Genomic DNA, 26,088 nt, shown 5'->3' with positions numbered 1-26,088 from the left:
ACCCTTCAGCGTTTGCGGAACACCAGATCCCAGACGCCATGGCCCAGCTTCAGGCCACGGTTCTCGAACTTGGTCAGCGGCCGGTAGGCCGGCTTCTCGGCATAGCCCTGCGCCGTGTTCTCCAGCAGCGGCTCGGCGATCAGCACCTCCAGCATCTGCTGAGCATAGGGCTCCCAGTCGGTGGCGCAATGCAGATAGCCGCCGGGCCGGATGTGCTTGACCAGCCTGGCGACGAACTCGGGCTGGATCAGGCGGCGCTTGTTGTGGCGCTTCTTGTGCCAGGGGTCGGGAAAGAAGATGTGCACGCCGGCCAGCGAGGCGGGCGCGATCATCTGCTCCAGCACCTCGACCGCGTCGTGCTGGAAGATGCGGATGTTCGGGATCTGCTGCTCGGCGATCAGCTTCAAAAGCGCGCCGACGCCCGGCTCGTGCACCTCGCAGCCGATGAAGTCATGGTCCGGCAACGTCTTGGCGATCTGCGCGGTGGCGCCGCCCATGCCGAAGCCGATCTCCAGCACCAGCGGGGCTTCGCGACCGAACAGCTCGGCGGGCCGCAGCGGCTCGGGCCTGAAGGGCAGCACGAAACGCGGGCCCAGCTCGGCCAGGGCCTTGATCTGGCCGGTGCCCATGCGGCCGGCGCGCACGACGAAACTCTTGATGGCGCGGCGCGGGGGCTGCTCGGGCGTATCGGACATGAAGCTGAATGAAAAAACGGTCGGGGAAAGGGCCGGGATTTTAGTCGACCCGGGCTGCCACCAGCGGCCGCTCGACCCAGGGCGCGTTGGCATCACCGATCTCGCAGGCCGCCAGCAGCGCGGCCACCGCGCGCTCGGCATCCACCTCGCTGCCCGCATGCACCCAGGCCAGCGGCTCGCTCATCCGAAGCTCGTCGCCCAGCTGACGCATGCCCGACAGGCCCACGCGCATGTCGATCGCGTCGCCGGCCTGGCGGCGCCCGCCCCCGAGCTCGACGACGGCCAGCCCGATATCCCGCGTGCGCATCGCCAACAGCCGTCCGGCACGCGGCGCGGGCACGGGCCGCAGCACCGGCGCCTCGGCCAGGTAGACCTGGGGCCGCTCCAGCAGATCGGCCGGGCCGCCGAGGCCGGCGACCATCTGCGCGAATTTCTCGGCCGCCGCGCCGCTGTCCAGCGCATGCTGCAGCCGCACCCGCGCCCCAGCCTCGTCGTCGGCCAGACCGCCCAGCAGCAGCATCTCGGTCGCCAGGGCCAGGGTCAGCTCGTGCAGGCGCGGCTCGCGCGCACCCTTGTCGCCCTTCAGGTAGGCGATGGTTTCCTGGATCTCCAGCGCATTGCCGACCTCGCGGCCCAGCACCTGGTTCATGTCGGTGATCAGCGCGCGAGTCTGCATGCCGGCGCCCTTCGCCACCTCAACGATGCTCTGGGCCAGTTCGGCCGCCATCGCGGGCGAATCGGCGAAGGCGCCGTTGCCCCATTTGACGTCCATCGCCAGGCCCTGCGGGCCGGCCGCCAGCTTCTTGGACAGGATGGACGCGGTGATCAGCGGCACGCTCTCCACCGTGGCGGTCACGTCGCGGGTGGCATAGAAGCGCTTGTCGGCCGGGGCCAGATCGCCGGTCTGGCCGATGATGGCGCAGCCCAAGGTGCGCACGATGCGCTCGAACTCGGCCGGGGCGGGTGTCGTGCGGTAGCCGGGAATGGCCTCCAGTTTGTCGACCGTGCCGCCGGTGTGACCCAGGCCGCGGCCGGCGATCATCGGCACATAGCCGCCACAGGCCGCCACCAGCGGCGCCAGCATCAGGCTGACCTTGTCGCCGACGCCGCCGCTGGAATGCTTGTCCAGCACCGGGCCGGGCATGTCGGGCCAGACGAGCACGCGGCCGGAACGCATCATCGCGCGGGTCAGGGCCACGCATTCATCGCGCCCCATGCCGCGCCAGAACACGGCCATGCCCAGCGCCGCCACCTGACCCTCGCTCCAGCTGCCGTCCACCAGACCGCGCACAAAGGCCTGGATCTGTGCCTCGGACAGGGCCAGGCCGTCGCGCTTGGCGCGGATGATTTGCTGAGCCAGCATCGCGGCCCTGTCTCTTCAGTAGGCGCTGGACGAGGCGGTCGCCGCGGCCTGCCCCGACAGCACCGCCAGGATGTCGTTCAGCAGGCCACTGGCACCGAAGCGAAAGCGCTGCGGCGTCACGGCCGCGGCCCCCAGCTTCTCGGTGGCCAGGCGCAGATAGGCCTGGGCCTCGCTCACGGTGCGGATGCCGCCGCTGGCCTTGAAGCCGGCATGCGACAGGCCGCTGATCCTGATCTCCTGCAGCATCACCGCGGCCGCCTCCGGCGTGGCCGAGACAGGGCTCTTGCCGGTGCTGGTCTTGACGAAGTCGGCGCCGGCCATCAGGGCCAGGCGGGTCGCTTCCCGGATCAGCTCCGGCGTCGCCAGTTCGCCGCTCTCGATGATGACCTTCAGGGTCAGCGGGCGGCTGGCATGGCGCACCTCGGCCAGGAACTCGGCCACCTCGCTGCGCTGGTCCGCCATCAGGGCCTTGTAGGGCAGCACCACGTCGACCTCGTCGCCGCCGGCCCGGGCGATGGTGTCCACGTCGGCCAGCGCGCGCGCCAGATCCAGCGCGCCGTCGGGGAAATCGGCCACGGCCGCCACCTTGATCGCCGCCGGCAGGGCCGCCCGCGCCTGCGCCACGAAGCGCGGCCAGACACAGACCGCGGCCACCGGGCCGAAGGGCGTCTGCGCCCTGGCGCACAGCGCGGCGATATCCTCGGCCGTGTCGCCGTCGTTCAGGCTGGTCAGGTCCAGGCATTGCAGCGCCTGGCGCGCCGATTGCTCCAGGGTGTCCATGTTCAGGCCTGGTGCAGCGAGGGCAGGCTGGCCAGCCCGGCGATCACCTGGGCCAGGAAGGTCGCGGCGCGCTCGCCCGAGACCTGGGCCTGCTGCAGGGTCAGGGCATGGGTCAGGGCCTCGGCCGACAGACCGGCCGCCATGTTCGTGATCAGGGCCAGGCCCATCACGCGCAGGCCGGCATGGCGCGCCAGGATGGTCTCGGGCACCGTGCTCATGCCCACGGCGTCGGCGCCCCAGGCGGCGAACATGCGGATCTCGGCCGGGGTCTCGAACTGCGGGCCCAGGGCCCAGCAGTAGGTGCCCTCGCAGACGATCTGATTGTTGGCCTTGGCGATCTTCTTGGCCAGGTCGCGCAACTCGGTGTCATAGGCCGCGCCCATGTCGACGAAACGCTCGCTGCCGGGCTCGCCCACCAGCGGCGAACGCTGCGGCGCATTGATATGGTCGCCGATCAGCATCAGTCCGCCGGGCGGCATATGGGCGCGCAAGGACCCCGAGGCATTGGTCTGCAGCAGCGCCTTGACGCCCCAGCGCTTCAGGCTGCGCAACGCGCCGGCCATGCCGGTGCAGTCGCCGCTCTCGTAGGTGTGGGCGCGGCCGCGCAGCATCACGACGCGCTGGGCGCCGATCTGGCCGACCACGATCTCGTTGACATGGCCCTCGACCTTGGGCTGCGGGAAGGCCGGCAACTCGGTATAGGGCAGGTGCTTGGCGTCCTCGACATGGCTGACCGCGCCGGCCCAGCCGGAGCCCAGCACCACGGCCACCTCGGGCGCGGCACCGAACAGGCTGTTGAGCTTCTCGACGGTCGCGTCGATGCGCGGGTTCAGGGTCTTGTGATCGATCATTGTTGTGTCTCCCGAGGGCGTCAGAGCTTCGTCAGATGCTCGGGCCCGAAACTGAAGGGCAGCAGCTGGTCCAGGGTCCATTGCTGGCGGATGCCGCCGGGATCGGCGGCGATGATGAGGAGCTCCGGGCCGGCGAACTCGCGCAGCTTCTGGCGGCAGCCGCCGCAGGGCGTGATGATGTCGGGGCCGGGGCCGCTGACCAGCACCGCGGTGGCTCGCTCGCCGCCGGCCATGCGCATCGCGGCCAGGGCCGTGGTCTCGGCGCACCAGCCCTGCGGGTAGGCGGCGTTCTCCATGTTCGCGCCGACATGGATGCGGCCCTGCTCGTCCAGCATGGCGGCACCGACGGCATAGCGCGAGTAAGGCGCATAGGAGCGTTCGCGCGCCTGCAGCGAGGCAGCCAGCAGCCGCTGCTGGAGTTCGGGGGTCAGCACCATCTCAGCGTTCTTTCACCGTTCTTTCACGTAGGGCCGGCCCAGCGCCTTGGGCGCCATGGCCTGGCCGATGAAGCCGGCCAGCAGCACCACGGTCAGGATATAGGGCAGGGCCTGGATCAGTTGCACCGGCACCTCGCCCCCGCCCAGGGCGGCGGGCAAGGCGACGCCCTGCAAGCGTATCGCCACCGCGTCCAGGAAACCGAAGAGCAGACAGGCCAGCAGGGTCGGCACCGGACGCCACTTGCCGAAGATCATCGCGGCCAGCGCGATGAAGCCGCGGCCCGCGGTCATATTGGGGCTGAAGCTGGCGTTCTGGGCCAGGGTCAGATAGCTGCCGGCCAGGCCGCACAGCACGCCGTTCATCATGAGGGCCGCATAGCGCAGGCGCGGCACCGAGACGCCGGCGGCATCGACCATGGCCGGGTTCTCGCCCACCGCGCGCAGGCGCAGGCCCGGCTTGGTGTGCTCCAGGAAGAACCAGACCGCGGCCACCAGGAAGAAGGCGAGATACACCAGCGCGTTGTGGCTCAAGAGGCCGTGGCCGATCACCGAGGCGAACCAGCTGCCGGCCACCGGCTCGGCATGGGCGCTCGACAGGCCGGTCAGGCGCACCTCGGGGCTGACCGGCGGGGTCTGGCCACCCTGGGCGAACCAGGCGATGCCCAGCACCACGGTCAGGCCCGCGGCCACCGTGTTCAGCGCCACGCCGGTGATCACCTGATCGCCCTTGTGGCTGACGCAGGCGAAACCATGCAGCAGCGAGAGCGCGCAGGCCACCGCGATCGCGGCGCCCAGGCCCAGGGCCGTGGAGCCGCCGACGCTGGCAGCGGCCGCGGCGGCGAAGGCCGCGAACAGCATCTTGCCCTCCAGGCCGATGTCGATCACGCCGGAGCGCTCTGACACCAGGCCGGCCAGCGCGCACAGCAGCAGCGGCGTCGTGACCCGCAGCGTGGAGGCCAGCACCGAGCCGATCAGGATCTCATCCACGGGCGGCCTCCTTCTGCTGGAACAGCTGGTAGAGCCGGCCGAGCAGCGGCGCGCTGACCATGGCCATCGCGCCGGCGAACAGCACGATCAGGCCCTGCACCGTCACCACCATCTCGCGGCTGAAGCCGGGGATCTCGAAGGCCACCTCGACGCCGCCCTGGTAGAGCACGCCGAACAGCAGCGCGGCCAGCAGGATGCCCACCGGATGGTTGCGCCCCATCAGCGACACCGCGATGCCGGTGAAGCCGGCGCCGGCAACGAAGTCCAGGGTCAGCTTGCCCTGCACGCCGGAGATCTCGTTGATGCCCACCATGCCGGCCAGCGCGCCGGACAGGCCCATCGCGATCAGCACCTGCAGGCGCGGCTTGATGCCGGCGTAATGGGCGGCCTTGGGTGCGCTGCCCACCGCGCGCAGCACATAGCCGGCGCGGCTCTTCCACAGGAACCACCAGACGAACATGCAGGCCGCCAGCGCCAGCACGAGGCTCAGGTTCAGCGGCGAGCTGGGCAGCTCGACGCCCAGCTTCTCGGCGATCTGGTGCAGGGCCGGCATGCGCGCGCTCTCGGCGAACTCGGCGCTCTCCACCGCCATGCTGCCCTTGGGGCGCAGCACATTGACCAGCAGGTAGACGTTCAGGCTGCTGGCCAGGAAGTTGAACATGATCGTGGTGATCACGATATGGCTGCCGCGCCAGGCCTGCAGATAGGCGGGGATCGCGGCCCAGACCATGCCGAACAGCGCGGCCGACAGCACCAGCACCGGCAGCATCAGCCAGCCCGGCAGCAGCGGACTCAAGGCCAGCGCCACCACGCCGACGCCGATGCCGCCGAAGGCTGCCTGGCCCTCGCCGCCGATATTGAACAGCCCGCCGTGGAAGGCCACGGCCACGGCCAGGCCGGTGAAGATGAAGGTGGTGGCGTAGTAGAGCGTGTAGCCCAGGCCGCGCGCGCTGCCCAAAGCGCCGTTCAGCAGCACCGTCAGCGCCTGGGCCGGGCTCTGCCCGATCGCCAGCACGACGAGGCCCGCCACCGCGAGCGCCACGCCGAGGTTCCACAGCGGCAAGAGGCCGATGTCCATCCAGCGCGGCAATTGAACCGGTTGACTCATGACTTGATCGTTAAAGACTTACTCTGCCTGGGCGGCCATCAAGAGGCCCAGGCTTTTTTCGTCGCAGGCCTCAATGCCCAGCTCGCCGGTGATGCGGCCGCCGTTCATCACGAGGACGCGGTCGGCCAGCGCCAGGATCTCGTCCAGTTCGGAGCTGACCAGCAGCACCGCGCAGCCTTCGTCGCGCAGCTGGCGCAGCTGCTGATGGATGAACTCGATCGCGCCGATGTCCACGCCGCGTGTGGGCTGGCCCACCAGCAGCACGGCCGGCGCCTGGCCGATCTCGCGCGCCAGCACCAGCTTCTGCTGGTTGCCGCCGGAGAACTTGGACGAACCCAGCTCCGCATTGCGCGGGCGCACGTCGAAGCGCTCCATCATCTCGGCGGTCTGCGCGCGCATATGGCCCTGGTCCATCGTCAGGCCGCCGGGGCCGGTGCCGTACTGCGCCTGTTCGTGATAGCCCAGCGCCGCCGTCTCCCAGGCCGGGAAGCTCAGCACCATGCCGCAGCTATGGCGGTCTTCCGGCACATGGGCCAGCTTCAGCCGGCGCGCCAGGCGCGGCTCCAGCCAGTGCTTGGCATCGAAACTCGCGGCGCCGAGCCGCATGCGGCCGGCATCCGGCACGCGCATGCCCGATAGCAGCTCCAGCAGCTCGCTCTGGCCATTGCCCGACACGCCGGCCACGCCGACGATCTCGCCGGCACGCAAGTTCAGGCCGACGTCCTTCAGCAGCGCGACGCCCTGCTCGCTGCTGAGCTGCAGGCCCTCGACGGCCAGACGTAGCTCCTTGGCTTGAGCCGCCTCGATGCCGTTGCGGCCCAGATTGACCTTGCGCCCCACCATCGCCTCGGCCAGGTCCTCGGGACTGGTGTCCCCGATGCCGCAGGTCTTGATCACCTGGCCGGCGCGCATCACCGTGACCGCGTCGCACAGCGCCATCACTTCCTTGAGCTTGTGCGTGATCAGGATGATGGTGGTGCCCAGCTCGCGCAGGCGGCGCAGGGTCTCGAACAGCTGCAGGGTTTCCCGCGGCGTCAGCACCGCGGTGGGCTCGTCCAGGATCAGGATCTTCGCGCCGCGGTACAGGGCCTTCAGAATCTCCAGGCGCTGCAGCTCGCCGACCGGCAGCTCCGACACCAAGGCGTCCAGCCGCACATGCAGGCCGGTGTCGCGCATCAGCGCCTCCAGCCTGGCGCGCACCGCGCGCTTGGCGCGGGCGAGGAAGAAGGCAGGCTCGGCACCCAGCATCACGTTGTCCAGGCAGCTGAGCGTGTCCACCAGCATGAAATGCTGATGCACCATGCCGATGCCCAGGGCAATGGCCTGGTGCGAGTTGGCGATCTGGACCGTGGCGCCGTTCACCTCGATATGGCCCGCGTCCGCCTGGTAATAGCCATAAAGGATGGCCATCAAGGTGCTCTTGCCGGCGCCGTTCTCGCCCACCAGGCCATGCACCGTGCCCGGCGCCACGGCGAGTTCGACGCCGCGGTTGGCCTGCACCGCGCCGAAGCGCTTGCTGATGCCGCACAGGCGGACAGCGGGAGTACCTGCGGATGGCACCGCGGTGCCGCTGCTCTTCTCAGACATCAGAGTTGCAGGAGATCAGTATTTGCAGGCGTTGTCGGCCATGTAGTCAGCCACCCGGATTTTGCCGGCGATGATGTCGGCCTTGTAGGCATCGACCTTGGTCTTCAGCGCGGTGCTCACCAGCTTGGCATTGTGCTGGTCCATCGCATAGTCGACGCCGCCCTCCTTCAGGCCCAGCACCGCCACGCCGGGCTTGAATTCCTTCAGCACGTTGTAGACGGCCACGTCCACGCGCTTGACCATCGAGCTCAGCATCGTGCCGGGCTGCATGTGGTTCTGGTTGCTGTCCACGCCGATCGCCAGCTTGCCGGCATCCTTGGCAGCCTGGTAGACGCCCGAGCCGGTGCCGCCGGCGGCCGCGAACACGACGTCCACGCCCTTGGCGAACTGGGCCTTGGCCAGCTCGCCACCGCGCGTCGGGTCGTTCCAGGCGCTGGCCGTGGTGCCGGTCATATTGCTGCTCACCTCGGTCTTGGCATTCGCCACCTTGGCGCCCTGCTCGTAGCCGCACTGGAACTTGCGGATCAGCGGAATGTCCATGCCGCCGATGAAGCCCACCTTGCCGCTCTTGCTGGAGAGCGTGGCCATCGCACCGACCAGGAAGCTGCCCTCATGCTCCTTGAACAGCACCGCCTGCACATTCGGCGCCTTCACCTCGGCATCGATGATGGCGAACTGGATCTTGGGGAACTCCTTGGCCACTTGCGCCAGGGCCGAGGCCTGGGCGAAGCCCACCGAGATGATGGGGCTGGCGCCACGCTCGGCCATACGGCGGATCGCCTGCACGCGCTGGGTCTCGTTGCTGATCTCGAACTCGAGATAGGTCTTGCCGGTTTCCTGCTTCCAGCGTTCGACGCCGCGATAGGCGGCTTCGTTGAAGGATTTGTCGAACTTGCCGCCCATGTCGAAGATGACGGCCGGAGCCGCCAGCGCCGACATGCCCAAGGCGGACAGCGCGACGGCCGTCACGGCAGCGGCAAGCGAGGAGAAAGCAAGCTTCATTGCATACCCATCAAGACTGTTGAGAAGCGCCCTGCCGTCATGCCTCGTTCCCCGCACGCCTAGCGAGGATCCGGGAGCGCACGACCCGACCAGCGGAGCACAGGAGCGCGATTGTAAGGAGGCGCAGTGTACTGGACGGATAAGGAAAACGCTAAACGTTTGCGCCCCAGCATCCATGCGTTTGCGCAAATTTCCGAACCCATCGGTCCGGGGCTTGCCAAGGCCCTCAAAGCTGCGCCGACCGCCTCGGCAACGACTCCCCGTCGCGTCGATCGGCGCGATGCCGAACTCGCTCGTCGTCGCTCGCCCGTGACCAGGCCATTCCAGGCTCAATATGCGTGGAACGCCAGCCACCGTACCGGAATCACAAACAGTGCATTCGGGCGCAGGCGGTTTTTCTCCGGCCGATGAAGTTTCACAGTAGAGCCCATGGACGCAGCGCAAGGCGCAACAAGCAAGCCCCAAGCGAGGTCCGGCAACGCAACCCAAAGGAAATCATCATGAAGAAGCTGACCGTCATTGCCCTGTCCCTGATCGCCGCCGGTGCCGCCATGGCCGATGGCCTGAGCCGCCAGCAGGTCGTGGCCGAGCTGCAGCGTGCCCGCAGCACCGGCGAGCTGAGCCAGTGGCAGAGCGAGAACCCCGAAGCCTTCGGCCGCGGCATCACTGCCGGCGGCTCGCAGACCAGCCGCAGCGCCGTGCTGGCCGATCTGAAGCAGGCCCGCGCCAATGGTGAACTGGAGCGCGTCGACAGCGAAAGCTACGGCACCCCGATCGCCTTCGGCTCGACCCGCAGCCGCGCCGAAGTCGTCGCCGACCTGCAGCGTGCCCGCGCCACCGGCCAACTGGATGTCGTCAATGGGGACCGTTCCGACTATCCGCACCTGGCTGCGCTGAAGCGGAACCAGTCGGCGAACGAACTGCTGGCCGGCCAGCCCGCGACCGCCCAGTGATCGTGAAGAATTTGCTCTGAGACTCGCAACCGCGAGACCAAGCCTGACCCTGTCAGCTTCGTCTGGTGGTGCGGTAGACAACACCGACTGCCAGACTTACCCGATGACCTCACCGTCGTCGGGTTTTTTTTCGCCCGCCCCCCATTGCCCCCCATTCGCCCCTTGTGCCAGGGTTCGCGAAGCCCGGGCCGGAGCCGGGCCCGCATCGGATGGCCCGGCCATGACGAAGGGCCCAGCGCCACTGGGCGGCTGGGCCCCGGTCTTGCCCCGGCGCTGACGACACACGCGCAACCGCGGGGACTCGACGACTCAATGCTAGGCGTGAGCCGCAGCCATGCAAGCCGGCATACGCCCCGCCAGCGCGTAGGACCCGGCCTACGCGCTGGCGGAGGAGGACCGGGTCGCTGCCATCGGTCATTCGTCCGATACCGACGGCCCGCGGCCTTGCCCATAGTCAAGGCCTTCATTGACACCCCGGAGTACCTAGATGAACACCACCCGTCGCCTCGTCATTGCCATGTCTGCCGCCCTGGGATGCTTCTCGACCGCGTCGTCCTTCGCCACCGAATCCGCCAAGGTGCCGCAAGCCGCCACCAAACCCAGCGTCGTGATCGTCCACGGCGCATTTGCCGATGGCTCCGATTGGGGCAAGGTCATCCCGCTGCTGCAGCGCCAGGGCGTGTCGGTCGTTGCCGTGCAGAACCCGTTGACATCGCTGGCCGACGATGTGGCCGCCGCGCGCCGCGCCATCGAGGCCCAGCCGGGCAAGGTCGTGCTGGTCGGGCATTCCTGGGGCGGTACCGTGATCACCGAGGCCGGCGCCAGCGACAAGGTGGCTTCCCTGGTCTATGTCGCCGCGTTCGCGCCCGAGGCCGGCCAGTCCACCGCCGATCTCGGCAAGAATTTCCCGCCGCCCCCCGGCCTGGCTCATTTCAAGGCCGATGCCGAAGGCTTTCTGCGCCTGAGCGAGGAAGGCATGCGCAAGCATTTCGCGCAAGACCTGCCCGCCGCCGCCACGGCCGTGATGGCAGCGACCCAGGGGCCGATCCAGGCCAAGGCCTTCGAGCAGCCGGTCTCGGTGGCCGCCTGGAAGGGCAAGCCGTCCTGGTATCTGGTGGCCGGCGCCGACCACATGATCACGCCCGAGCTGCAACGCGCCATGGCCCAGCGCATCGGTGCCCGCGTCAGCAGCGTGAACACCAGCCATGTGCCTCAGCAGTCGCGCCCGGCCGATGTCGCCGCGCTGATCCTGGACGCGGTTCGCCAGTCCCAGTAAGGTGGGCAGCCCGGGGCGCATCATCCCGCGCCCCATCCACCCCTGCCCTTGCTCCGAGTGTTGCCCTCCTCCCCCACCTCCCCCGCCTCCCGAGTCCCGGCCCTCGATGCCATCCGTGCGCTCGCCTTCATTGGCGACCTGAGCATGGGCCAGCCGATCGACCATTCCGCCCGCACCGCCTGGTTGGCCGGCCGCCTGGCGTGCGCCAGCGGCGGCGACGAGGCGGCGGTCGACCATGCCGCCTGCGTCGCGCTGCTGCGCTGGTCCGGCTGCACCGCCAACGCGCCCGAGTTCGCCGCGCTGCTGGGCGACGATGTGGGCGGCCGCGACGCCATGCTGACCACGGCCTCCGCCGGCGCCGCGGCCGCATTCGCCGGCTCGGTCGGCGAACTGGCGCGCATCCACTGCGAGGTGTCCGGGGAGATCGCCTCCATCCTCGGCATGCCGTCCGAGGTTGAACAGCCGTTGCGCCACATTTTCGAGACCGCCGACGGTCGCGGCACGCCGGCCGGCCTGCCGGCCGAGCAGGTGCCGCCGACCGTGTTCCAGGTCGCGCTGGCGGGCGATCTGGAGATTTTTTCACGCGCCTACGGCCTGGAGGCCGCGCTGCGCCACATGGCCGATCGAGCCGACGCCCGCTATCCCGCGGCGCTGGTGCGCATCGCCGAGCAGCAGGCCGGCGCCTGGCTTGCCGCCCTGGATCAGGGCATCCATGAGCGCCAGCCTCCTCCGCATTCGCCGCGATTCGCGGCCCTGGAGACGCCGCTGGAACTGGTGGCCGATGTCATCGACCTGAAGCTGCCCTGGATGACCGGCTTCTCGCGGCGCGTTGCCGGGGCCTCCCGCGACGCGGCGCAAAGGCTGGGGCTGGACGAGGCCACCCAGGCCCGCCTCTACCGAGCCGGCCTGATCCATAGCATGGGTCGCGCATCGGTGCCCAATATGCTGTGGGCCGCGGGTCGGCGCCGCAGCGAGGCGGACCTCGAGCGGCTGCGGCTCGCCCCCTACTGGACGGGCCGCGCGGCGCGGCGCGTCCCCGCGCTGGCCGAGGAGGCCGAGCTGGCGTCCTTCGTGGACGAGCGCATCGACGGCTCCGGCGCATTCCGTGCTGCACCGGGCGCATCGATCGGCCTGCCGGCCCGCGTGCTGGCCGCGGCCGCGCATTGGGTCCGGCTGTCGACGGCTCAGCCCGGGCACCCAGCCTTGGGGCCCGCAGACGCCGCTGCCGCGCTGCGCGAGGAGGCCCACCAGGGCCGGCTCGACGCCGCCGTCGTGGACGCCCTCTGCGGCACGTCGGCGCCCCGCTCGCTCGGCGAGAGCCCCGGGCGGGCGACCGCGGCGCCGGCAGCGGCGCTCACGGGCCGCGAGATCGAGGTGCTGGCCCGTGTCTCGCTGGGCGAGAGCAACAAGGAAGCCGCCCGCGCGCTGAGCATCAGCCCGAGCACGGTGCGCACCCATATGGAAAGCGCCTTCCGCAAGCTCGGCTGCAGCACGCGCGCGGCGGCAACGCTGAAGGCCATGACGCTGGGGCTGCTACCGGCCTAGGAGAGCGCCGAGACCTTCGACCGATGGCCGGCAAAACGGCAGCGACGGCAGACGGGGGCAAGCCAGGCCACGCAGAAAAGCCCAGCGGCCTGGGCCGCTGGGCGAGGCCGGCGCAAAGGAAGGAGGATGGGAGGAGGAGGGAGTTCGTGCGCCGGGAACCCCAATCTAACGGGCGTCACTTTGGTGAAACTTAAGTCCCGGAGCGCGGCAGCGGAGCCGGCAGGTCCGCCAACATCAATGAAAAAGCCGTCAAGCGCTTGATCCACTTGACGGCCAACGATTCCTGCGCTGTCGTGACAGCCTGATATGGCCCGGAGGGTGCTGAACACTGCCAGACAGGCCTCATGGATGCTAGTGGCGCCCATGGATCAAGGTCTCACGTTCCCCCATTTGTTCCCCCACCGGCATGACGGTAGACTGAGCACGTCCCCTGCAGAGCGGATCGAAGTCAGGCTGATGCCATCGACATCGGCAGATGCGGCGACCCATTGAGCTGCAGGGGGCCTTTCATCGAAGTCGGCCGCTTCGACGGTGCACGGCAGACTCGGGTCACGTTCGATGTCCTGGCGCTCCATGGCCTTGGTTTGTGCGCTAACTTCGTCGCTAACCATCACCGCACTAACCTTGGCTTCGGCGGCGGGCGCGGATGAACTGCGGTGACAATGTTTTCGCTCGCTCCCAGCTCACCACGAGAACGTATAGGGGTGTTCTGCGTAGCAGAGGGTCGGGTCGCCCCCCACCTCTGCATCGGGCCTCGCTTCGAAGGCCGTCAGCGCCCAGCCACTGCTGCCCGCTCGCCGCACCGAAAGCGCCTGTTGCCAACACGTGGACAGCAAGGCGCGCGGCTAGACGGATTAAAAAGCCTGGCGCTCGCGATCCGACCCTAGAAGGTCAGGGGTGAGGTCGAAGCGCTGGCCCCGGGCCCCGAAGGCTCGCTCGATTTCTCGGAGCGCTTCAACTCCTCGTACTTGGCCTTGGACAAACCAAAGAACGTGATCTCCAGCGGCCTGCCCTCCTCGTCGAACGTGTCTGGCAGTACCACGGTCACGCGCCGCGAGTGAAGCTTCGGATCGTTTGGGTCGTCGTCAGGAGTCGGGAGATACATCGTCGTCGTTGCGCGTTGCCAAGGGGGGGCCGGATTTCCGACAGGCCCCCGGTGAACAACAGGCGGCCAATGACGCTAAGCGCCCTACGCAGAGCGCCGCTGACTCTAGCGACGGCGTCCTGGGAGCGGGGGACGGTGAGATTTTGCTGCAGTTTCGGCGCCGCCGCGCTCGACCTGCTCCGCTAAACTACGCACGTCCCCTGCAGAGCGGATTGAAGTCAGGTCGACGCCATCGGCGGCGGCTGCTGCGTCAACCCATTGAGCTGCAGGGGATTCCTCATTGGGGTCTAGCTTCCTGCGCCCGATTCAGCCAGCAGTTCGGGGTGCGCCTTGAGATGGGCGCGCTTCTTGAGGATCAAGGCATCCTGCAAGGCCGCCCGGGCGCGCTGGGCGTCGTTGGCGAACCTGCCGACGCGAGCCGATGGCGTCAGGTTGATGATCTCCAGCGCAGCGCGGGTGCACTCCAACTGGTTCCGCAAGGCTTCCATGCAGCCGCGGTGGACGCCGGCGCGCGCGAAGCTCATGTCGCCGTCGAGCGCGTCATCCACAGCGGCGCGGCGCATTTCGGTCTGAGCCTGATCCAGTTCGGCTTCGATCCGGGTGACGATCTCTTGCAATGCAGCGCGAGGGACGGCGCGCTCTAATCGATCGATGCGGTGCTCGTGCGCGTCGGCTTCGCTGGCCAGGGCGCGGATCTCGGGATCGTCGTCGAACAAGGCATCGGGCAGTGCCCGCGCGGCGGCCTCGAATTGAAGTCCGGGCTCGGCGGCCTTGATTCGGCGCAGGCGCTCTTGGTCGCTCTGAAAGTTGACGCGAAAGACTCCGTCGCGGATCGCGTCGCTGTGCATCCAGGCCCGCTCGATGGTGGACAGATCGTCTTGCATGGTAATTTTCCTTGTCGAATGCCGGCCCGCTGCGGGGCCGAGGGGGTCAGAAGAGGCCGGTGTTCGTCGCGGTAACCGGCGCCGCACGGGCGACGGCGTCGCGGATCGCGTGCAGTGCTCTAACGCGATCCGGTGGGGTGATGGGGAACAACTGGCTCACCTCGCACCGCCGATCTCTGCGAGAACCAGTCTGGCTTGGTCGACGGAATCAAGCCGGCGCCTCAGGCCGGCGCGATCGACCAGCATCAGCCCATCGTCGCGGCGATGAAGCGCGTAGCCCTCAAGCGCAAACCCGGCCTGCAGGGTGACCGGAATACCCGTCGATTGCGCGCATCAGGTCGCCAGCGCTGGTCGGCTCCAGCACGGCAGCCATGTGCGTGACCTGGACGGGCTTCAGGGCGCCGTGTAGGTCCAACGCCGGGTTGCGCTCACAGCGGCCCGTCTGGACGCCATAGCGGAACACCTGGCCTGCGGACTGGCGCAATGTGTGGGCCGTCTCGATGGCGCCCCGCCTTTCAACCCGGCGTAGCGCCTCCAGCAGCAGTGGGGCCGGGATGTTCCCCATGGGCAACGCGCCGAGGTGGGGGAACAGATCCTTCTCCATGCGCTCGATCCAGCGGGCGGCGTACTTAGGGCTCCATCCCCCCTTCTTCGTCTCGAAGAACTCTCGAGCGACCACCTCGAAGTTCTGAGCGCTGGCGGTCAAGCTCAGGACCTTGGCCACGCGGCGGGCCTGGACCGGATCTTCCCCGTCGCCGCGGGCCTTCTTGGCCTTGTCGCGCCCGTCCCTGGCCTCTTTGAGGCTCACCAGCGGGTAGTTGCCCAGCGCCAGCCGCTTTTCCTTACCGCCGAACCGGTACTTTACGAACCAGCGCTTGGAGCCGCTGGCCGCCACTTCCAGGTACAGGCCCCAGCGTCGGCGAACCTGGCCCGGGGCTTGTCGGCGGGGCAACTGGCGTTACGGCAGGCGGCGTCGGTGAGCATGGGAAACAGCCTCTTGGCGGAGCGCGTTCCCCCACGGCGGGGGAATTGGCGATTTATTCCCCTACATGTCCCCCCTGTTCCCCCGCGTTGTAAAGAGGCTTCCTGATCCGTCCTGCAATAAAAAAAGCGCCTAGGTCTTTGATTTACCTAGACGCTTGAGAGGTGGTGAGCCGTTGTGCGACTCTGATTTGGCCTGCCCGGAGGGACTCGAACCCCCGACCTGCTGCTTAGAAGGCAGCTGCTCTATCCAGTTGAGCTACGGGCAGACGTTATGAACAGATCTTTGAAATTGTGCCTGAGGATCAGAGCAGCACATTGACCAGGGCGTTGCCGATGCCCATCAGCGCGGCGCCCGAGATCAGGCCGGCGCAGACGGGCTCGGCGCCTTCCACCCAGATGCGGCGCGCCAGCGTGCCCGGTGCCTTGTTCTTGTGGCGCAGCCCCATCACCCAGAACAGCAGCGCGCCGGCGAACATGGCCAGCACCGCTTCCGGCGGCAGCACCACGCCCAGGCCGATCGACACGGCCGACAGCGGGAAACGCCCCTTGGTGAACACGCGCGCCAGCTCGATGGCCACCGCCGCCACCGCGGCCACGGCCATCGCGATCAGCGCGGAGTTCGGCAGGCCCTGCAAGCCCTTGGCGATCAGCTCGGCCACGCCCTTCCACTGCAGTGCCGCGGGCATCGCGAACTGCTCGGACAGGATGGTGGCGGTGCTGCGCAGGCCGTTGACGTCGGCCGGCAGGAACAGCAGGAAATAGAGCGGCACACAGGCCAGCACGCCGGCGAAGATGCCGATCACATGGCCGACGGCCTGGTGGCGCGGCTTGCCGCCCAGCATATAGCCGGGCTTGATGTCCGACAGCAGGTTGGCCGCGTTGGAGGCGATCTCGGCCGTCATGCCGGCGGGCAGCAGGTTGCTGGCCGGATTCGTGCGGTCGATCGCGCCCATCGTGAACTGGGTGATCTTGGACAGCGAGCCGATCGGTGTCCAGGAGGTCAGGGCCATCGAGTTGGTGCAGATCACGGTCAGCACGAAGATCAGCGGCAGCGACACCAGGGCCAGGCCCATCGAGACGCCGAAGAAATGGTGCGTCACCCAGGCCCCCAGCACGCTGAACACCGGCACGCCCACATAGGACACCCACAGCGGCACCTCGATATGCGCCAGCAGGTCCGGCCCCTTGGCCGCGACGGCCGGCCCGCTCTTGCGGCCGAAGAAGGACTTGAAGGTGCTGGTGAACAGTTCGGGCTTGGCCGCGAGACTGACCAGGGAGCCGACTACCATCATGGTCACGCCCCACCACATCGACCATTGGTTGACGATCTCAGCGCGCGAGATCGGCACTACCGCGCCGTTGGGCGCCACGCGCTGCACGATGTCGCCGGCCTGGATCATCAGCGGCGCCAGGATCACGAAATTGATGAAACCGCCCAGCAGGCAGCTGGTGGCCACGGCGATGCCCATCAGCCCGCCAACGCCCAGCATCGCCGCATCCAAGGTGAAGCGCAGACCCAGCGCGCGGAAATCGGTGCCCAGGATCTTGGGGATCCACAGCTCGGCCTTCACCGCGGCCTGGTAGTAATAGGTATCGAAGCGCTCGTGGAAGACCCAGGGCTCCTTCATGCCGGCCCACTGGTCCAGGCGCAGCAGCTTGAACTGGATCAGCTTCATCCAGCCGTCGCTGACCAGGGCCTGATAGGTGCCGGTGATCAGCGCCGTGACGCCCAGCAGGCGCGCCTTGAACATGCCGTCGCCGGCCGCGCCGCTGTACAGCGAATCCAGCACCACGCCGCTGGCGCGCCCTTCCGGGAAGGGCAGCTGGTCCTCGTTGATGAAGCGGCGCTTCATCGGAAAGGCCACCAGCACGCCGAGGATGGAGATCACCACCATCCAGATCATCATCTGCCACCAGGGCACGATGCGCTCGGTGATCAGCATATAGGCCGCCAGCGAGGAGGTCAGCGGCGACACCACATAGCCGGCCGCCGTGGCGATCGACTGGGTGCAGTTGTTCTCCAGGATCGTGTAGTCAGAGGCCAGTCCGCTGCTCGCGATGATGCGGAAGATCGCGAAGGCCATGATCACCGAGGTCAGGCCCACGCCGATCGTGATGCCGGTCTTGGCCGAGATGTACAGGCCGGTCGCGGCAAGGATGCCGCCCAGCAGGAAACCGGTCAGCGCCGAGCGCAGGGTCAGCTGCGGCATGTCGCCGCGGAACACGTTCCTGAACCACCACTCGTCTTTTTGCGCGCGGGTCCAGCTGCGGGTCTGCTCGTCGGTGAGTTGCTGAATGGCCATGGGGTCGGTCCTGTGCTTGTCTCGTCGGGCATGGCCTCTTGGGCCGGCCTCTCAAAGAAAAGCCCGCCGCAGCTTTCGCTGTGGCGGGCTCGCTTTTTTTCTTGGTCGGGGCGGCGGGATTCGAACTCGCGACCCTCTGCTCCCAAAGCAGATGCGCTACCAGGCTGCGCTACGCCCCGACTGAGCCGTGCATTGTAGCCTGGGTTTTGCCTCCGCCCGACTCACCCGGCTACAAACGTTCGGTGCAGTCGATCAGCCGCCCCTGGCCGGTGATGAAGGCCGTGCGCACCATCTCGCCGGGCTGCATCTCCCGCACCGCCGCCAGATAGCGGCGCAGCTGCTCCAGATACTCCGGTTTGGTATGCGGCGCGGGGTTGAGCTTGTAGTCCAGCACCCACCAGACAGGCCCCTCGGGCGCCCTCTGGCACACCAACCGGTCGAGCCGCATGTCCTGACCCTGCCAGTTCACCGCCACCTCGTTGCCGGCCCAGTGCAGCGCCGGGGCGTCGAAGAACGGGGCGCATTCGGCGCTAGCCAGGATGGCGCGGGCGCTGCGCTCCAGCCGCTCGCTGCGCTTGGCATCCAGCCCGTACATCTGGCTGGCCGCGGCCAGCAGGCGCTCGAGCGGCTGGGCCGCGCCGCGCGGGCCGCTGTGCCATTCCAGCACCCGGTGCAGGGCCTCGCCCAGCGCCGCGCTGTCGTCGACCACCTCGGGGCCCTGCCCCACCGCGGCGACCGCCTCCTCCACCAGGCGCCGCGGCGGTGCCGGCGGCAGCTGGCGCAGCACGAAGTCCCCCTGCTGTGCCAAGGGCGGCAGCGCGGCCGGCGCCGTCAGGCCCGTGGCCAGCGGCTGCAGGCGCTGCCACCAGGTGGCGCTGCCGCTCTGGCGCTTGGCGACGGTGCGGCTGACGACCAGGCGCGAGCGCGCCCGCGTCATCGCCACATACAGCGCGTTCAACTCCTCGCGCTGGCGCTGCTCGCGCTCGTCGTCCAGCAGGGCCTGCAGCGAGGGCGGCGGCCGGCTTTCCGAGGCCAGGAAGGCCACCGTGCTCGGCGCCTCCTCCTGCACCGGCCAGGCGATCGCCAGGCTGCTGCTCTCGGCCCGTGCCGGGCCGGCCTCGCAGTCCATCAGGAACACCACCCTGGCCTCCAGCCCCTTGGCGCCATGCACGGTCAGCAGCTGCACCGCCTCGGCCTCGGCCGGGGCCGTCAGATTGAGCGCGCGGCTCTTCAAGGCGCGCACGAAGCCGTAGAGCCCCGCATAGCGCCCGCCGTCCAGATCCAGCGCCAGGGCCAGCAACGCATCGACCGCATGCAGACGCGAGTGCCGCTCGCTGGCCGGCACCGCGGCCGCCAGCCGGACCATCAGCTCACCCTCGTGCACGATCGCATCCAGCAGGTCATGCGGGCTGCGCTCCAGGGCCAGCCGCGCCCAGCGCACCAGCAGTTCGCGGGCGCGCGCCAGCGCCGGGGACAGGTCTTGCGCTTCCATCAGCGCGGCCCACCAGGACCAGCGCTCCTCGGGCCGCGGCATGCCCAGCCACTCGGCGCTGCCCGAGCGCTCGGCCAGCAGCAGCAGATCGGTCTCGTCGGCGCCGAACAGCGGGCTGCGCAGCGCATGGGCCAGCGAGAGGTTGTGGCCGGGCGAGGCCAGCACGTCCAGCAGGGCCAGCAGGTCGCGCACGTCCGGCGCCTCCAGCAACAGCTGGTCCTCCGGCGCCACATGGGGCAGCCCTTGAGCCTTCAGCACCTGGGCCAGCACGCGCAGGCCCTCGCGCTTGCGCGCCAGCACGAAGATCTCGCCGGGCAAGATCTGCCCCTCGGCCAGCAGCGCGCCGATGCAGCCAGCAATGCGCCGGGCCTCGGCCGCGCGGCGGTGCAGCTCAGGTTCATGGCGGGCCTCGGTCAGGCTGGGGCGCCAGGCCTCGCCGGCTTGCTCATCGACCTCGGCGACCTCATCCTCCTCGGTGCCCGCCACGGCATCGTCGATAAAGAACACGCCCTCCAGCGCGGACGCGGCGCCGGACGACTCGGTCGTGTGCGGACGAAAGCCCGCATACTCCTGCGCGCGGCTGGCCATGTCGAACACCGCATTGACGGCCGCCAGCACCGGCGGCGCGTTGCGGCGCGTGTGGTCGCAGGCCAGCAGCACGCCGTCCAGCCCCTGGCGCACGAAATCGCGCGCGGCGGCGAACACGCGCGGCTCGGCGCGGCGGAAGCGGTAGATGCTCTGCTTGGGGTCGCCGACGATAAAGACCGCCGGCGGCCGCTGGCCGCTCTGCCCCCCGCCCGCACCCACATAGCCGGCCAGCCAGGCATGCAGCGCATGCCATTGCAAGGGGCTGGTGTCCTGGAACTCGTCGATCAGCAGATGCCGGATCTGGCTGTCCAGCCGCTCCTGCACCCAGCCGGCCAGCACCGGATCGGAGAGCAGGGCCAGCGCGCCGCGCTCCAGATCGTTCATGTCGACCAGGCCGCGCGTGCGCTTGAGCCGCTCGAACTCGTCCAGCAGCACCAGCGCCAGGCCGCACATCTGGCGGTGCCAGCGCGCCGCCCGGCGCTGCTCCGACGCCTGCCTGATCGCGGCCAGCGCGTCGCAGGCGGCCTGCAGCTCGGGCGCCTCGCCGAGATTCTTGCGCGGCGTGCCCTTGTCGGTGAACAGCGCGCCCCAGATGGCCTCGAACGCGGCCTCGTCGTCCAGCGCCAGCGCCTGCTCGACGGCGGTCGCCGCCTTCTTGGGCGTGGCGTTCCTGGCCTGGCCCAGCTGGATCGCCAAGGCCTGCAGCTCGGCGCGCTGCGCGGCAAAGGCCGCCAGCGGATCGATGGTGGCGTCCGGCACGCTGGGAAACAGCCGGCCCTGCGCCTGGGCCAGGCGGATCTCGACCCGCTTGGCGAAGGCCGATTCCAGCCAGCTCTGCAGCTTGTTGCGGCCCTGGCTCAGCACCAGATCCTGATAGTCCGCGAGCAAGGCCGCATCGGCCAGCACCGCGGCATGGAAGCGCTGCCAGAGTTCCGGCATCAGCTCGGCCTCGTCCTCCAGCAGCTGCAGCTCGGCGGCGATCCCTTCGGCCTCCAGCAGCTCCAGCGGCGCCGCACGCAGCAACTGCGAGAACCAGGCGTGGAAGGTGCGGATCTCCACCATGCGCCCGCCCTGCAGCAGGCGCTGCTGCAGGGCGGCCAGCGCCGGCTCCAGCGCCTCGGCCTCGGCGGCCGACATGCCGCGCTGCACCAGCGCTTCGCGCCGCGCCGGCGGCGCGCAATGGGCGAATTCGTCCAGCCATTCGGACAGGCGCTCGCGCATCTCGCCCGCGGCCTTGCGGGTGAAGGTGATCGCGACGATCTCCTGCGGCTGCGCCCCTTCCAGCAGCGCGCGCAGGATGCGCGACACCAGCATCCAGGTCTTGCCCGCGCCGGCGCAGGCCTCGACCACCACGCTGCGCCGCGGGTCGCAGGCCAGCTCATAGAACCGCTCGCGCGCCACCGGCGCGCCGTCCACCGTGTAGGCGGCCCGAGTCAGGATGCTCATAGGGCCACACTCTCCCAATCGTCGCGCCGGCACAGGCCGCGCATCTCGCAATAGGCGCAGGCCAGACCCTCGCCCAGGGCCGGCAGCGGCGCCCCCCCCGCCAGCGCGCGCAGATCGCCGCGCAGGCCCTCCAGCAGCAGGGCCGCGCTATGCGCCACCTCGGGATGCTCGACCGCCGCGATGCCCTTGGCATCGTCCAGGGCCAGGTATCGCGCGGCCAGGGCCGGCGGGCCGGCCGGAACCTCGGCGCCCTGCATCAGCACGGCATAGACGGCCAGCTGCGTGTCCTCCAGCGGCTCGGCCACCTTGTCCTTCAGACCCTTCAGGCTGCCGGTCTTGTAGTCGATCAGCACGCGCGCCTCGGCACCCCGGTCGACCCGGTCCAGCCGGCCGCGCAGCAGCAGCTCGCTCAACACGTCGTCGAGGCCAGCCCAGGGCCGCACCTCGCGCGCCAGTTCGCCGGCCGCATAGGCAAGGCCTGACCCTTCCTGCTCCTGCAGCCAGCCCAGGTAGCGCGGCACGAAGCGTGCAAAGCTGGCCGAGAAGGGCAGGAACTCCGCCGGCGCCAGGCCCAGCGCCTGCATCTGCGCGGCCGCTGCGCGCTGCAGCCGCGCCTCGTCGGGCAGGGCCTCGTCGGGGGCCAGGCGCTCCTGATGGAACTGGTGCAGCACGGCATGCAGCCAGGTGCCGTAGTCGCGCTTGTCGGCCTCGGCCTCCAGCTCCTCCTGCTCGCGCAGGCCCAGCAGCACCCGGCCGAAGAACTGGTAGGGGCAGCGCCGCAACGCATCGACCGCGCTGGCACTCAGCGCCGCCGGCAGGCGCCCGCCGGCCCGCGCCTCGGCACGCGCGCTCGCCCGTGCCGGTACGGGCTCCGGCACGCGGGCGTCCCGCCAGGTTTCCAGGGGCCCATGACCGCCCGCCTGCAGCGCCAGCGACAGCCGCTCCAGCAAGGGGCTGGGTGCCAGCGGCTCGCTGCCCTGGCTGCGGCAGCGCAGCAGGGTCAGGGCCGGCGCGCGCAGGGCCTGGGCGAACTGCCAGGCCAGGGCCTGGCGCTTGCCCTCCAGCGTGGCCAGTCCGAGACGCCGCGCCAGCGCATCGCCGATCAGCGCCGGACCGGCCGGCACCGGCCCCAGCGTGGCCGCGTCGGCGCCCGGCAGCACGATGGCACCGAAGGGCCGCAGCATCGCGCGCGCCAGCGGCGTGATCATCACCTCCACCGGCCCGGCCGGTGGCGGCACATACTGTGCCGCTTCCAGCGTCGCATCGACCCAGGCCAGGAAGTCGGCCTGGCTCAGCATCGAACGCTGCAGCACCGCCTCGTGCGCCGAATCGGGCCAGGGCTGGCGGCGCAGCCACAGCGCGTCCAGCAGCTCGGGGCCGGCCGGCAATTCCTCCAGCAGGGCCTGCACATTCAGGCGCCGCAGCAGCACCTCGCGCAGCCGCTCCAGCCAGTCCGCCAGGCTCAGCGCCGCACCATGCTGCAACAGAGGCTCGACCGCCTCCTGCGCCGAACGCCACAGGCGCGCGCTGGCGGGCGCCAGGCTGTCCACCCGCAGGGCCTGCGGCCGCGACCAGCCGCGGCTGCGGCAGCGCGCCTCGAGCAGCGTCAGCGCGCCGCTGCCGGCGCGCTCGCCCAAGGCCGCGGCCAGGCCGGTCTTCAGCCAGGCCAGCCATTCGTCCAGCGAGGCCTCGCGCCGGCAGGCCCGCAGCAGGGCCATCAGCTGGGCGGCCGGCGGCGTGGTGGCCAGGTTCCAGCCGGTCTCGTCGGCCATGCCGATGCCGCGCCGCTCCAGCAGCGCCCGCACGCGGCGCAGCAGCACGCGGTCCTGCGCGATCAGGGCCACCGGCGCGCGGCCGGCGTTCAGATGATCCAGCACCGCCGCGGCGCTGCACTGGGCCAGGTCCTCGAAGTCCTGGCACAGCGCCTGTTCCAGCCGGCCCGGCGGCGGGCTCACGGCAAAGGCCTCGTCCAGCGGCAGGTCGGCCGACAGGCGCAGACAGCGCAGCCCTTGCGCCTCGGCCTGGGCCAGCAGGCTCTCGGCCAGCGGGTCCGGCCCACCGCATTGCAGATGGATCCAGGCATCGGGGCGCAACTCGAACAGCGCATCGGTGGCCGGGCTGCGCGGGTCGGAGGCGGCCCATTCCAGCGCCACCAGGGCCAGCGCGCGCTCCGTCCCGCCGGGGCCGGCCTGCAGCACCAAGGCCTCGCGGCCCTCGGTCCAGAAGGCCGCGCGCTCGGCCGGCGCGCGCTGCGCGGCGGCACGCGCGAAAGCATGCGCGGCCTCCACCAGGCGCTGCACCGCCAGATCGAAGGCGCGCGGATCGCCGGCCTTCAGCGCCTGGGCCCAGCTCTGCCCCTGCAGCAGGCTGCGCGCGGCCAGCCCGTCGATCGCGGCATCGAAGCTGATCTGCTGGGCCTGCGGCAAGGGGCTGGGGCCCAGGGCCGAGGCCAGGCTGTGCGTGGTCTCGATGCGCGGCTGCCAGCGCGAACGCAGCTGCATCCAGGCGCGTCGCGCCGGCGCCAGGTGCTGGGCGAAGGGCAGCAGCAACACGGCATCGCGCGCGGCCAGCCCCTCGGCCTCCAGCCAGGCCTGGGCGGTTTCGGCCAGACGCAGCCAGAATTCGGCCGTGCCGTGGCGCTTGTCAAGAGGAAATTGGCGAATGCTGTGCACCGGTTCTGCAGGACTATGAATGTTCTTGTCTGGCCCGATCTGAGGCTTCAGGACCCCTCTCCCTCGGGATGCAGGGCTTTGTGTCAGAATGATTGTGCCCTGTTGCCGACCCATGAAGGATCATGGAACTGCGGCCAGCCCAAGGACAAGCTATGAGCAGCGAACTGATCAAACATATTTCCGACTCGTCTTTCGAAGCCGACGTGATCCAAGCCGACAAGCCCGTGCTGGTCGACTACTGGGCCGAATGGTGCGGCCCCTGCAAGATGATCGCCCCCATCCTGGACGAGGTGTCGAGCAGCTACCAGGACAAGCTGCAGATCGCCAAGATGAATGTGGACGAGAACCGCGAAGTGCCGGCCAAGTTCGGCATCCGCGGCATCCCCACGCTGATGCTGTTCAAGGGCGGCCAGTTGGCCGCCACCAAGGTCGGTGCGCTCTCCAAGGCCCAGTTGACGGCCTTCCTGGACGCTAACCTATAATCCCCCTCATCTGCTCGCGGCTCTTCGGGTTCCCACCCGAGACCGCGAGCAGCAGATTGCCAACATGCCCGGCCCAATCAAGGGTTTCGGCGCATGGACTCGGCGCCCAAGCTCCCGCGTTTTCCGTCTTGTTCTCTGGTCACGAGCTGATGCATTGCAGCCGTGCCCCGAACGCGTAGCCAGCTTGCCGCCGAAGTGATGGTTCCCGACCCTTGGCAGGGTCTTGGACGCTACCCGAGGGTATCCACCCCATGCATCTTTCCGAACTGAAAGCGCTTCACGTCTCCGCCCTGATCAAGATGGGCGAGGAGTTGGAGATCGACAACGTCGCTCGTCTGCGCAAGCAGGAGCTGATGTTCGCGATCATGAAAAAGCGCGCCAAGGCCGGCGAGCAGGTCTTCGGCGACGGCGTGCTGGAAGTGCTGCCCGATGGCTTCGGCTTCCTGCGCTCGCCCGAGGCCAGCTATATGGCCTCGACCGACGACATCTATCTGTCGCCGAGCCAGATCCGCCGCTTCAACCTGCACACCGGCGACATGGTCGAGGGCGAGGTGCGCGTGCCCAAGGATGGCGAGCGCTACTTCGCGCTCGTCAAGGTGGACCGTGTCAACGGCCTCACCCCCGAGGAGAGCAAGCACAAGATCATGTTCGAGAACCTGACGCCCTTGTTCCCCAAGGAGCAGTTCAAGCTCGAGCGCGACATGAAGGGCGACGAGAACATCGTCGGCCGCATCATCGACCTGATCGCCCCGATCGGCAAAGGCCAGCGCGCCCTGCTCGTCGCCCAGCCCAAGACCGGCAAGACGGTGATGATGCAGCAGTTGGCCCATGCCATCACCGCCAATCACCCGGACGCGCACCTGATCGTGCTGCTGGTGGACGAGCGTCCCGAGGAAGTGACCGAGATGCTGCGCACCGTGCGCGGCGAGGTCATCAGCTCGACCTTCGACGAGCCGGCCGCGCGCCATGTGCAGGTGGCCGAGATGGTGATCGAGCGCGCCAAGCGCCTGGTGGAGCTGAAGAAGGACGTGGTGATCCTGCTGGACTCGATCACCCGCCTGGCCCGCGCCTACAACAACGTGCTGCCCAGCTCCGGCAAGGTGCTGACCGGCGGCGTCGACGCCAATGCGCTGCAGCGCCCCAAGCGCTTCTTCGGCGCGGCTCGCAATGTCGAGGAAGGCGGCTCGCTGACCATCATCGGCACCGCGCTGATCGACACCGGCAGCCGCATGGACGAGGTGATCTACGAGGAGTTCAAGGGCACCGGCAACTGCGAAATCCATCTGGATCGCCGCATGGCCGAAAAGCGCGTCTACCCCTCGATCCTGATCAACAAGTCCGGCACCCGCCGCGAGGAGCTGCTGCTCAAGCCCGAGATCCTGCAAAAGAGCTGGATCCTGCGCAAGCTGCTCTACAACATGGACGAGATCGAGGCGATGGAGTTCATCCTCGACAAGATGAAGGCCTCCAAGAACAACCACGACTTCTTCGACATGATGCGTCGCGGCGGCTGAGACAGCCCGATTCCACGAGACTTCCGCACGCCGC

19 protein-coding genes and 2 tRNA genes are annotated in these 26,088 nt (G+C 69.1%); 5 read left to right on the top strand and 16 right to left on the bottom strand.

Annotated features, from left to right (window positions below; translation table 11 throughout):
* Window positions 1-5: 5 nt before the first annotated feature.
* Genes trmB through AC07OQ_RS05655 form a run of 9 tightly spaced genes read right to left on the bottom strand, consistent with a single transcriptional unit; the run spans window position 6 to window position 8,810 of the window.
* Window positions 6-695, bottom strand: coding sequence for a tRNA (guanosine(46)-N7)-methyltransferase TrmB (trmB, locus tag AC07OQ_RS05695; RefSeq protein ID WP_495052121.1), 690 nt, complete (start codon window positions 693-695; stop codon window positions 6-8).
* 40 nt (window positions 696-735) lie between these two features.
* Window positions 736-2,058 carry a thymidine phosphorylase gene (gene deoA / locus AC07OQ_RS05690; protein WP_495052120.1) on the bottom strand — a complete coding sequence of 441 codons (1,323 nt, stop codon included), beginning with the start codon at window positions 2,056-2,058 and terminating at the stop codon, window positions 736-738.
* 15 nt (window positions 2,059-2,073) lie between these two features.
* Window positions 2,074-2,838, bottom strand: a complete 765-nt coding sequence (gene deoC / locus AC07OQ_RS05685) for a deoxyribose-phosphate aldolase (RefSeq protein ID WP_495052119.1) — start codon at window positions 2,836-2,838, stop codon at window positions 2,074-2,076.
* A 2-nt stretch (window positions 2,839-2,840) separates the two neighbouring features.
* The gene (locus AC07OQ_RS05680) at window positions 2,841-3,689 is read right to left on the bottom strand and encodes a purine-nucleoside phosphorylase (RefSeq protein WP_495052118.1); all 849 of its coding nucleotides are present in this window, start codon (window positions 3,687-3,689) and stop codon (window positions 2,841-2,843) included.
* 20 nt (window positions 3,690-3,709) lie between these two features.
* Window positions 3,710-4,126 (bottom strand): cytidine deaminase, encoded by a 417-nt coding sequence (cdd, locus tag AC07OQ_RS05675; protein ID WP_495052117.1) that lies wholly within the window; start codon window positions 4,124-4,126, stop codon window positions 3,710-3,712.
* 12 nt (window positions 4,127-4,138) lie between these two features.
* Window positions 4,139-5,113: an ABC transporter permease gene (locus tag AC07OQ_RS05670; protein WP_495052116.1), complete on the bottom strand. Its 975-nt coding sequence runs from the start codon at window positions 5,111-5,113 to the stop codon at window positions 4,139-4,141.
* Window positions 5,106-6,221: an ABC transporter permease gene (locus tag AC07OQ_RS05665; RefSeq protein ID WP_495052115.1), complete on the bottom strand. Its 1,116-nt coding sequence runs from the start codon at window positions 6,219-6,221 to the stop codon at window positions 5,106-5,108. Before AC07OQ_RS05665 ends, AC07OQ_RS05670 begins: the two co-directional genes overlap by 8 nt.
* An 18-nt stretch (window positions 6,222-6,239) precedes the next feature.
* Complete coding sequence (locus AC07OQ_RS05660; RefSeq protein ID WP_495052114.1) at window positions 6,240-7,808, bottom strand: ABC transporter ATP-binding protein; 1,569 nt, start codon at window positions 7,806-7,808, stop codon at window positions 6,240-6,242.
* Between the two features lie 15 nt (window positions 7,809-7,823).
* The gene (locus AC07OQ_RS05655) at window positions 7,824-8,810 is read right to left on the bottom strand and encodes a BMP family lipoprotein (protein ID WP_495052113.1); all 987 of its coding nucleotides are present in this window, start codon (window positions 8,808-8,810) and stop codon (window positions 7,824-7,826) included.
* A 500-nt stretch (window positions 8,811-9,310) separates the two neighbouring features.
* Between AC07OQ_RS05655 and AC07OQ_RS05650 the strand changes: the two genes are divergently transcribed.
* From AC07OQ_RS05650 to AC07OQ_RS05640, 3 genes are all read left to right on the top strand, one after another.
* Window positions 9,311-9,763: a DUF4148 domain-containing protein gene (locus AC07OQ_RS05650; protein ID WP_495052112.1), complete on the top strand. Its 453-nt coding sequence runs from the start codon at window positions 9,311-9,313 to the stop codon at window positions 9,761-9,763.
* A 487-nt stretch (window positions 9,764-10,250) separates the two neighbouring features.
* The gene (locus tag AC07OQ_RS05645; protein WP_495052111.1) at window positions 10,251-11,039 is read left to right on the top strand and encodes an alpha/beta fold hydrolase; all 789 of its coding nucleotides are present in this window, start codon (window positions 10,251-10,253) and stop codon (window positions 11,037-11,039) included.
* Window positions 11,040-11,183: 144 nt separating this feature from the next.
* Window positions 11,184-12,584 carry an HD domain-containing phosphohydrolase gene (locus AC07OQ_RS05640; RefSeq protein ID WP_495052110.1) on the top strand — a complete coding sequence of 467 codons (1,401 nt, stop codon included), beginning with the start codon at window positions 11,184-11,186 and terminating at the stop codon, window positions 12,582-12,584.
* A gap of 1,392 nt (window positions 12,585-13,976) precedes the next feature.
* Here the strand turns inward: AC07OQ_RS05640 and AC07OQ_RS05635 are convergent.
* The 7 genes from AC07OQ_RS05635 to AC07OQ_RS05605 all read right to left on the bottom strand — a co-directional run bounded on the left by AC07OQ_RS05635 (window position 13,977) and on the right by AC07OQ_RS05605 (window position 24,058).
* The gene (locus tag AC07OQ_RS05635; protein WP_495052109.1) at window positions 13,977-14,573 is read right to left on the bottom strand and encodes a hypothetical protein; all 597 of its coding nucleotides are present in this window, start codon (window positions 14,571-14,573) and stop codon (window positions 13,977-13,979) included.
* A 280-nt stretch (window positions 14,574-14,853) separates the two neighbouring features.
* The gene (locus AC07OQ_RS05630) at window positions 14,854-15,525 is read right to left on the bottom strand and encodes a tyrosine-type recombinase/integrase (protein WP_495052108.1); all 672 of its coding nucleotides are present in this window, start codon (window positions 15,523-15,525) and stop codon (window positions 14,854-14,856) included.
* Window positions 15,526-15,746: 221 nt separating this feature from the next.
* Window positions 15,747-15,823 (bottom strand) — tRNA-Arg (locus AC07OQ_RS05625).
* 36 nt (window positions 15,824-15,859) lie between these two features.
* Window positions 15,860-17,860 (bottom strand): OPT family oligopeptide transporter, encoded by a 2,001-nt coding sequence (locus tag AC07OQ_RS05620; RefSeq protein ID WP_495052107.1) that lies wholly within the window; start codon window positions 17,858-17,860, stop codon window positions 15,860-15,862.
* A 102-nt stretch (window positions 17,861-17,962) separates the two neighbouring features.
* Window positions 17,963-18,039: transfer RNA gene (locus AC07OQ_RS05615), tRNA-Pro, on the bottom strand.
* Between the two features lie 50 nt (window positions 18,040-18,089).
* On the bottom strand, window positions 18,090-21,386 hold the full coding sequence (locus tag AC07OQ_RS05610; protein WP_495052106.1) for a UvrD-helicase domain-containing protein: 3,297 nt from the start codon (window positions 21,384-21,386) through the stop codon (window positions 18,090-18,092).
* The gene (locus tag AC07OQ_RS05605; RefSeq protein ID WP_495052105.1) at window positions 21,383-24,058 is read right to left on the bottom strand and encodes a PD-(D/E)XK nuclease family protein; all 2,676 of its coding nucleotides are present in this window, start codon (window positions 24,056-24,058) and stop codon (window positions 21,383-21,385) included. Before AC07OQ_RS05605 ends, AC07OQ_RS05610 begins: the two co-directional genes overlap by 4 nt.
* Before the next feature lie 152 nt (window positions 24,059-24,210).
* Here AC07OQ_RS05605 and trxA point away from each other — a divergent pair, with 152 nt between their 5' ends.
* The gene (gene trxA, locus AC07OQ_RS05600) at window positions 24,211-24,540 is read left to right on the top strand and encodes a thioredoxin TrxA (RefSeq protein ID WP_495052104.1); all 330 of its coding nucleotides are present in this window, start codon (window positions 24,211-24,213) and stop codon (window positions 24,538-24,540) included.
* Between the two features lie 251 nt (window positions 24,541-24,791).
* A complete protein-coding gene (rho, locus tag AC07OQ_RS05595; protein WP_495052103.1) occupies window positions 24,792-26,054 on the top strand; it encodes a transcription termination factor Rho in 1,263 nt (420 codons plus the stop codon).
* Window positions 26,055-26,088 lie beyond the last annotated feature (34 nt).

The organism is Roseateles sp. GW821-FHT09B06, from assembly GCF_059418245.1.
This window is presented reverse-complemented; position numbering and strand designations above follow the sequence as displayed.

Excerpts from the sequence above, each read along its gene's own strand:
- trmB (WP_495052121.1), bottom strand. The coding sequence starts at position 695 with ATGTCCGATACGCCCGAGCAGCCCCCGCGCCGCGCCATCAAGAGTTTC.
- deoA (WP_495052120.1), bottom strand. The coding sequence starts at position 2,058 with ATGCTGGCTCAGCAAATCATCCGCGCCAAGCGCGACGGCCTGGCCCTG.
- deoC (WP_495052119.1), bottom strand. The coding sequence starts at position 2,838 with ATGGACACCCTGGAGCAATCGGCGCGCCAGGCGCTGCAATGCCTGGAC.
- AC07OQ_RS05680 (WP_495052118.1), bottom strand. The coding sequence starts at position 3,689 with ATGATCGATCACAAGACCCTGAACCCGCGCATCGACGCGACCGTCGAG.
- cdd (WP_495052117.1), bottom strand. The coding sequence starts at position 4,126 with ATGGTGCTGACCCCCGAACTCCAGCAGCGGCTGCTGGCTGCCTCGCTG.
- AC07OQ_RS05665 (WP_495052115.1), bottom strand. The coding sequence starts at position 6,221 with ATGAGTCAACCGGTTCAATTGCCGCGCTGGATGGACATCGGCCTCTTG.
- AC07OQ_RS05660 (WP_495052114.1), bottom strand. The coding sequence starts at position 7,808 with ATGTCTGAGAAGAGCAGCGGCACCGCGGTGCCATCCGCAGGTACTCCC.
- AC07OQ_RS05655 (WP_495052113.1), bottom strand. The coding sequence starts at position 8,810 with ATGAAGCTTGCTTTCTCCTCGCTTGCCGCTGCCGTGACGGCCGTCGCG.
- AC07OQ_RS05650 (WP_495052112.1), top strand. The coding sequence starts at position 9,311 with ATGAAGAAGCTGACCGTCATTGCCCTGTCCCTGATCGCCGCCGGTGCC.
- AC07OQ_RS05645 (WP_495052111.1), top strand. The coding sequence starts at position 10,251 with ATGAACACCACCCGTCGCCTCGTCATTGCCATGTCTGCCGCCCTGGGA.
- AC07OQ_RS05640 (WP_495052110.1), top strand. The coding sequence starts at position 11,184 with ATGGGCCAGCCGATCGACCATTCCGCCCGCACCGCCTGGTTGGCCGGC.
- AC07OQ_RS05635 (WP_495052109.1), bottom strand. The coding sequence starts at position 14,573 with ATGCAAGACGATCTGTCCACCATCGAGCGGGCCTGGATGCACAGCGAC.
- AC07OQ_RS05620 (WP_495052107.1), bottom strand. The coding sequence starts at position 17,860 with ATGGCCATTCAGCAACTCACCGACGAGCAGACCCGCAGCTGGACCCGC.
- AC07OQ_RS05610 (WP_495052106.1), bottom strand. The coding sequence starts at position 21,386 with ATGAGCATCCTGACTCGGGCCGCCTACACGGTGGACGGCGCGCCGGTG.
- trxA (WP_495052104.1), top strand. The coding sequence starts at position 24,211 with ATGAGCAGCGAACTGATCAAACATATTTCCGACTCGTCTTTCGAAGCC.
- rho (WP_495052103.1), top strand. The coding sequence starts at position 24,792 with ATGCATCTTTCCGAACTGAAAGCGCTTCACGTCTCCGCCCTGATCAAG.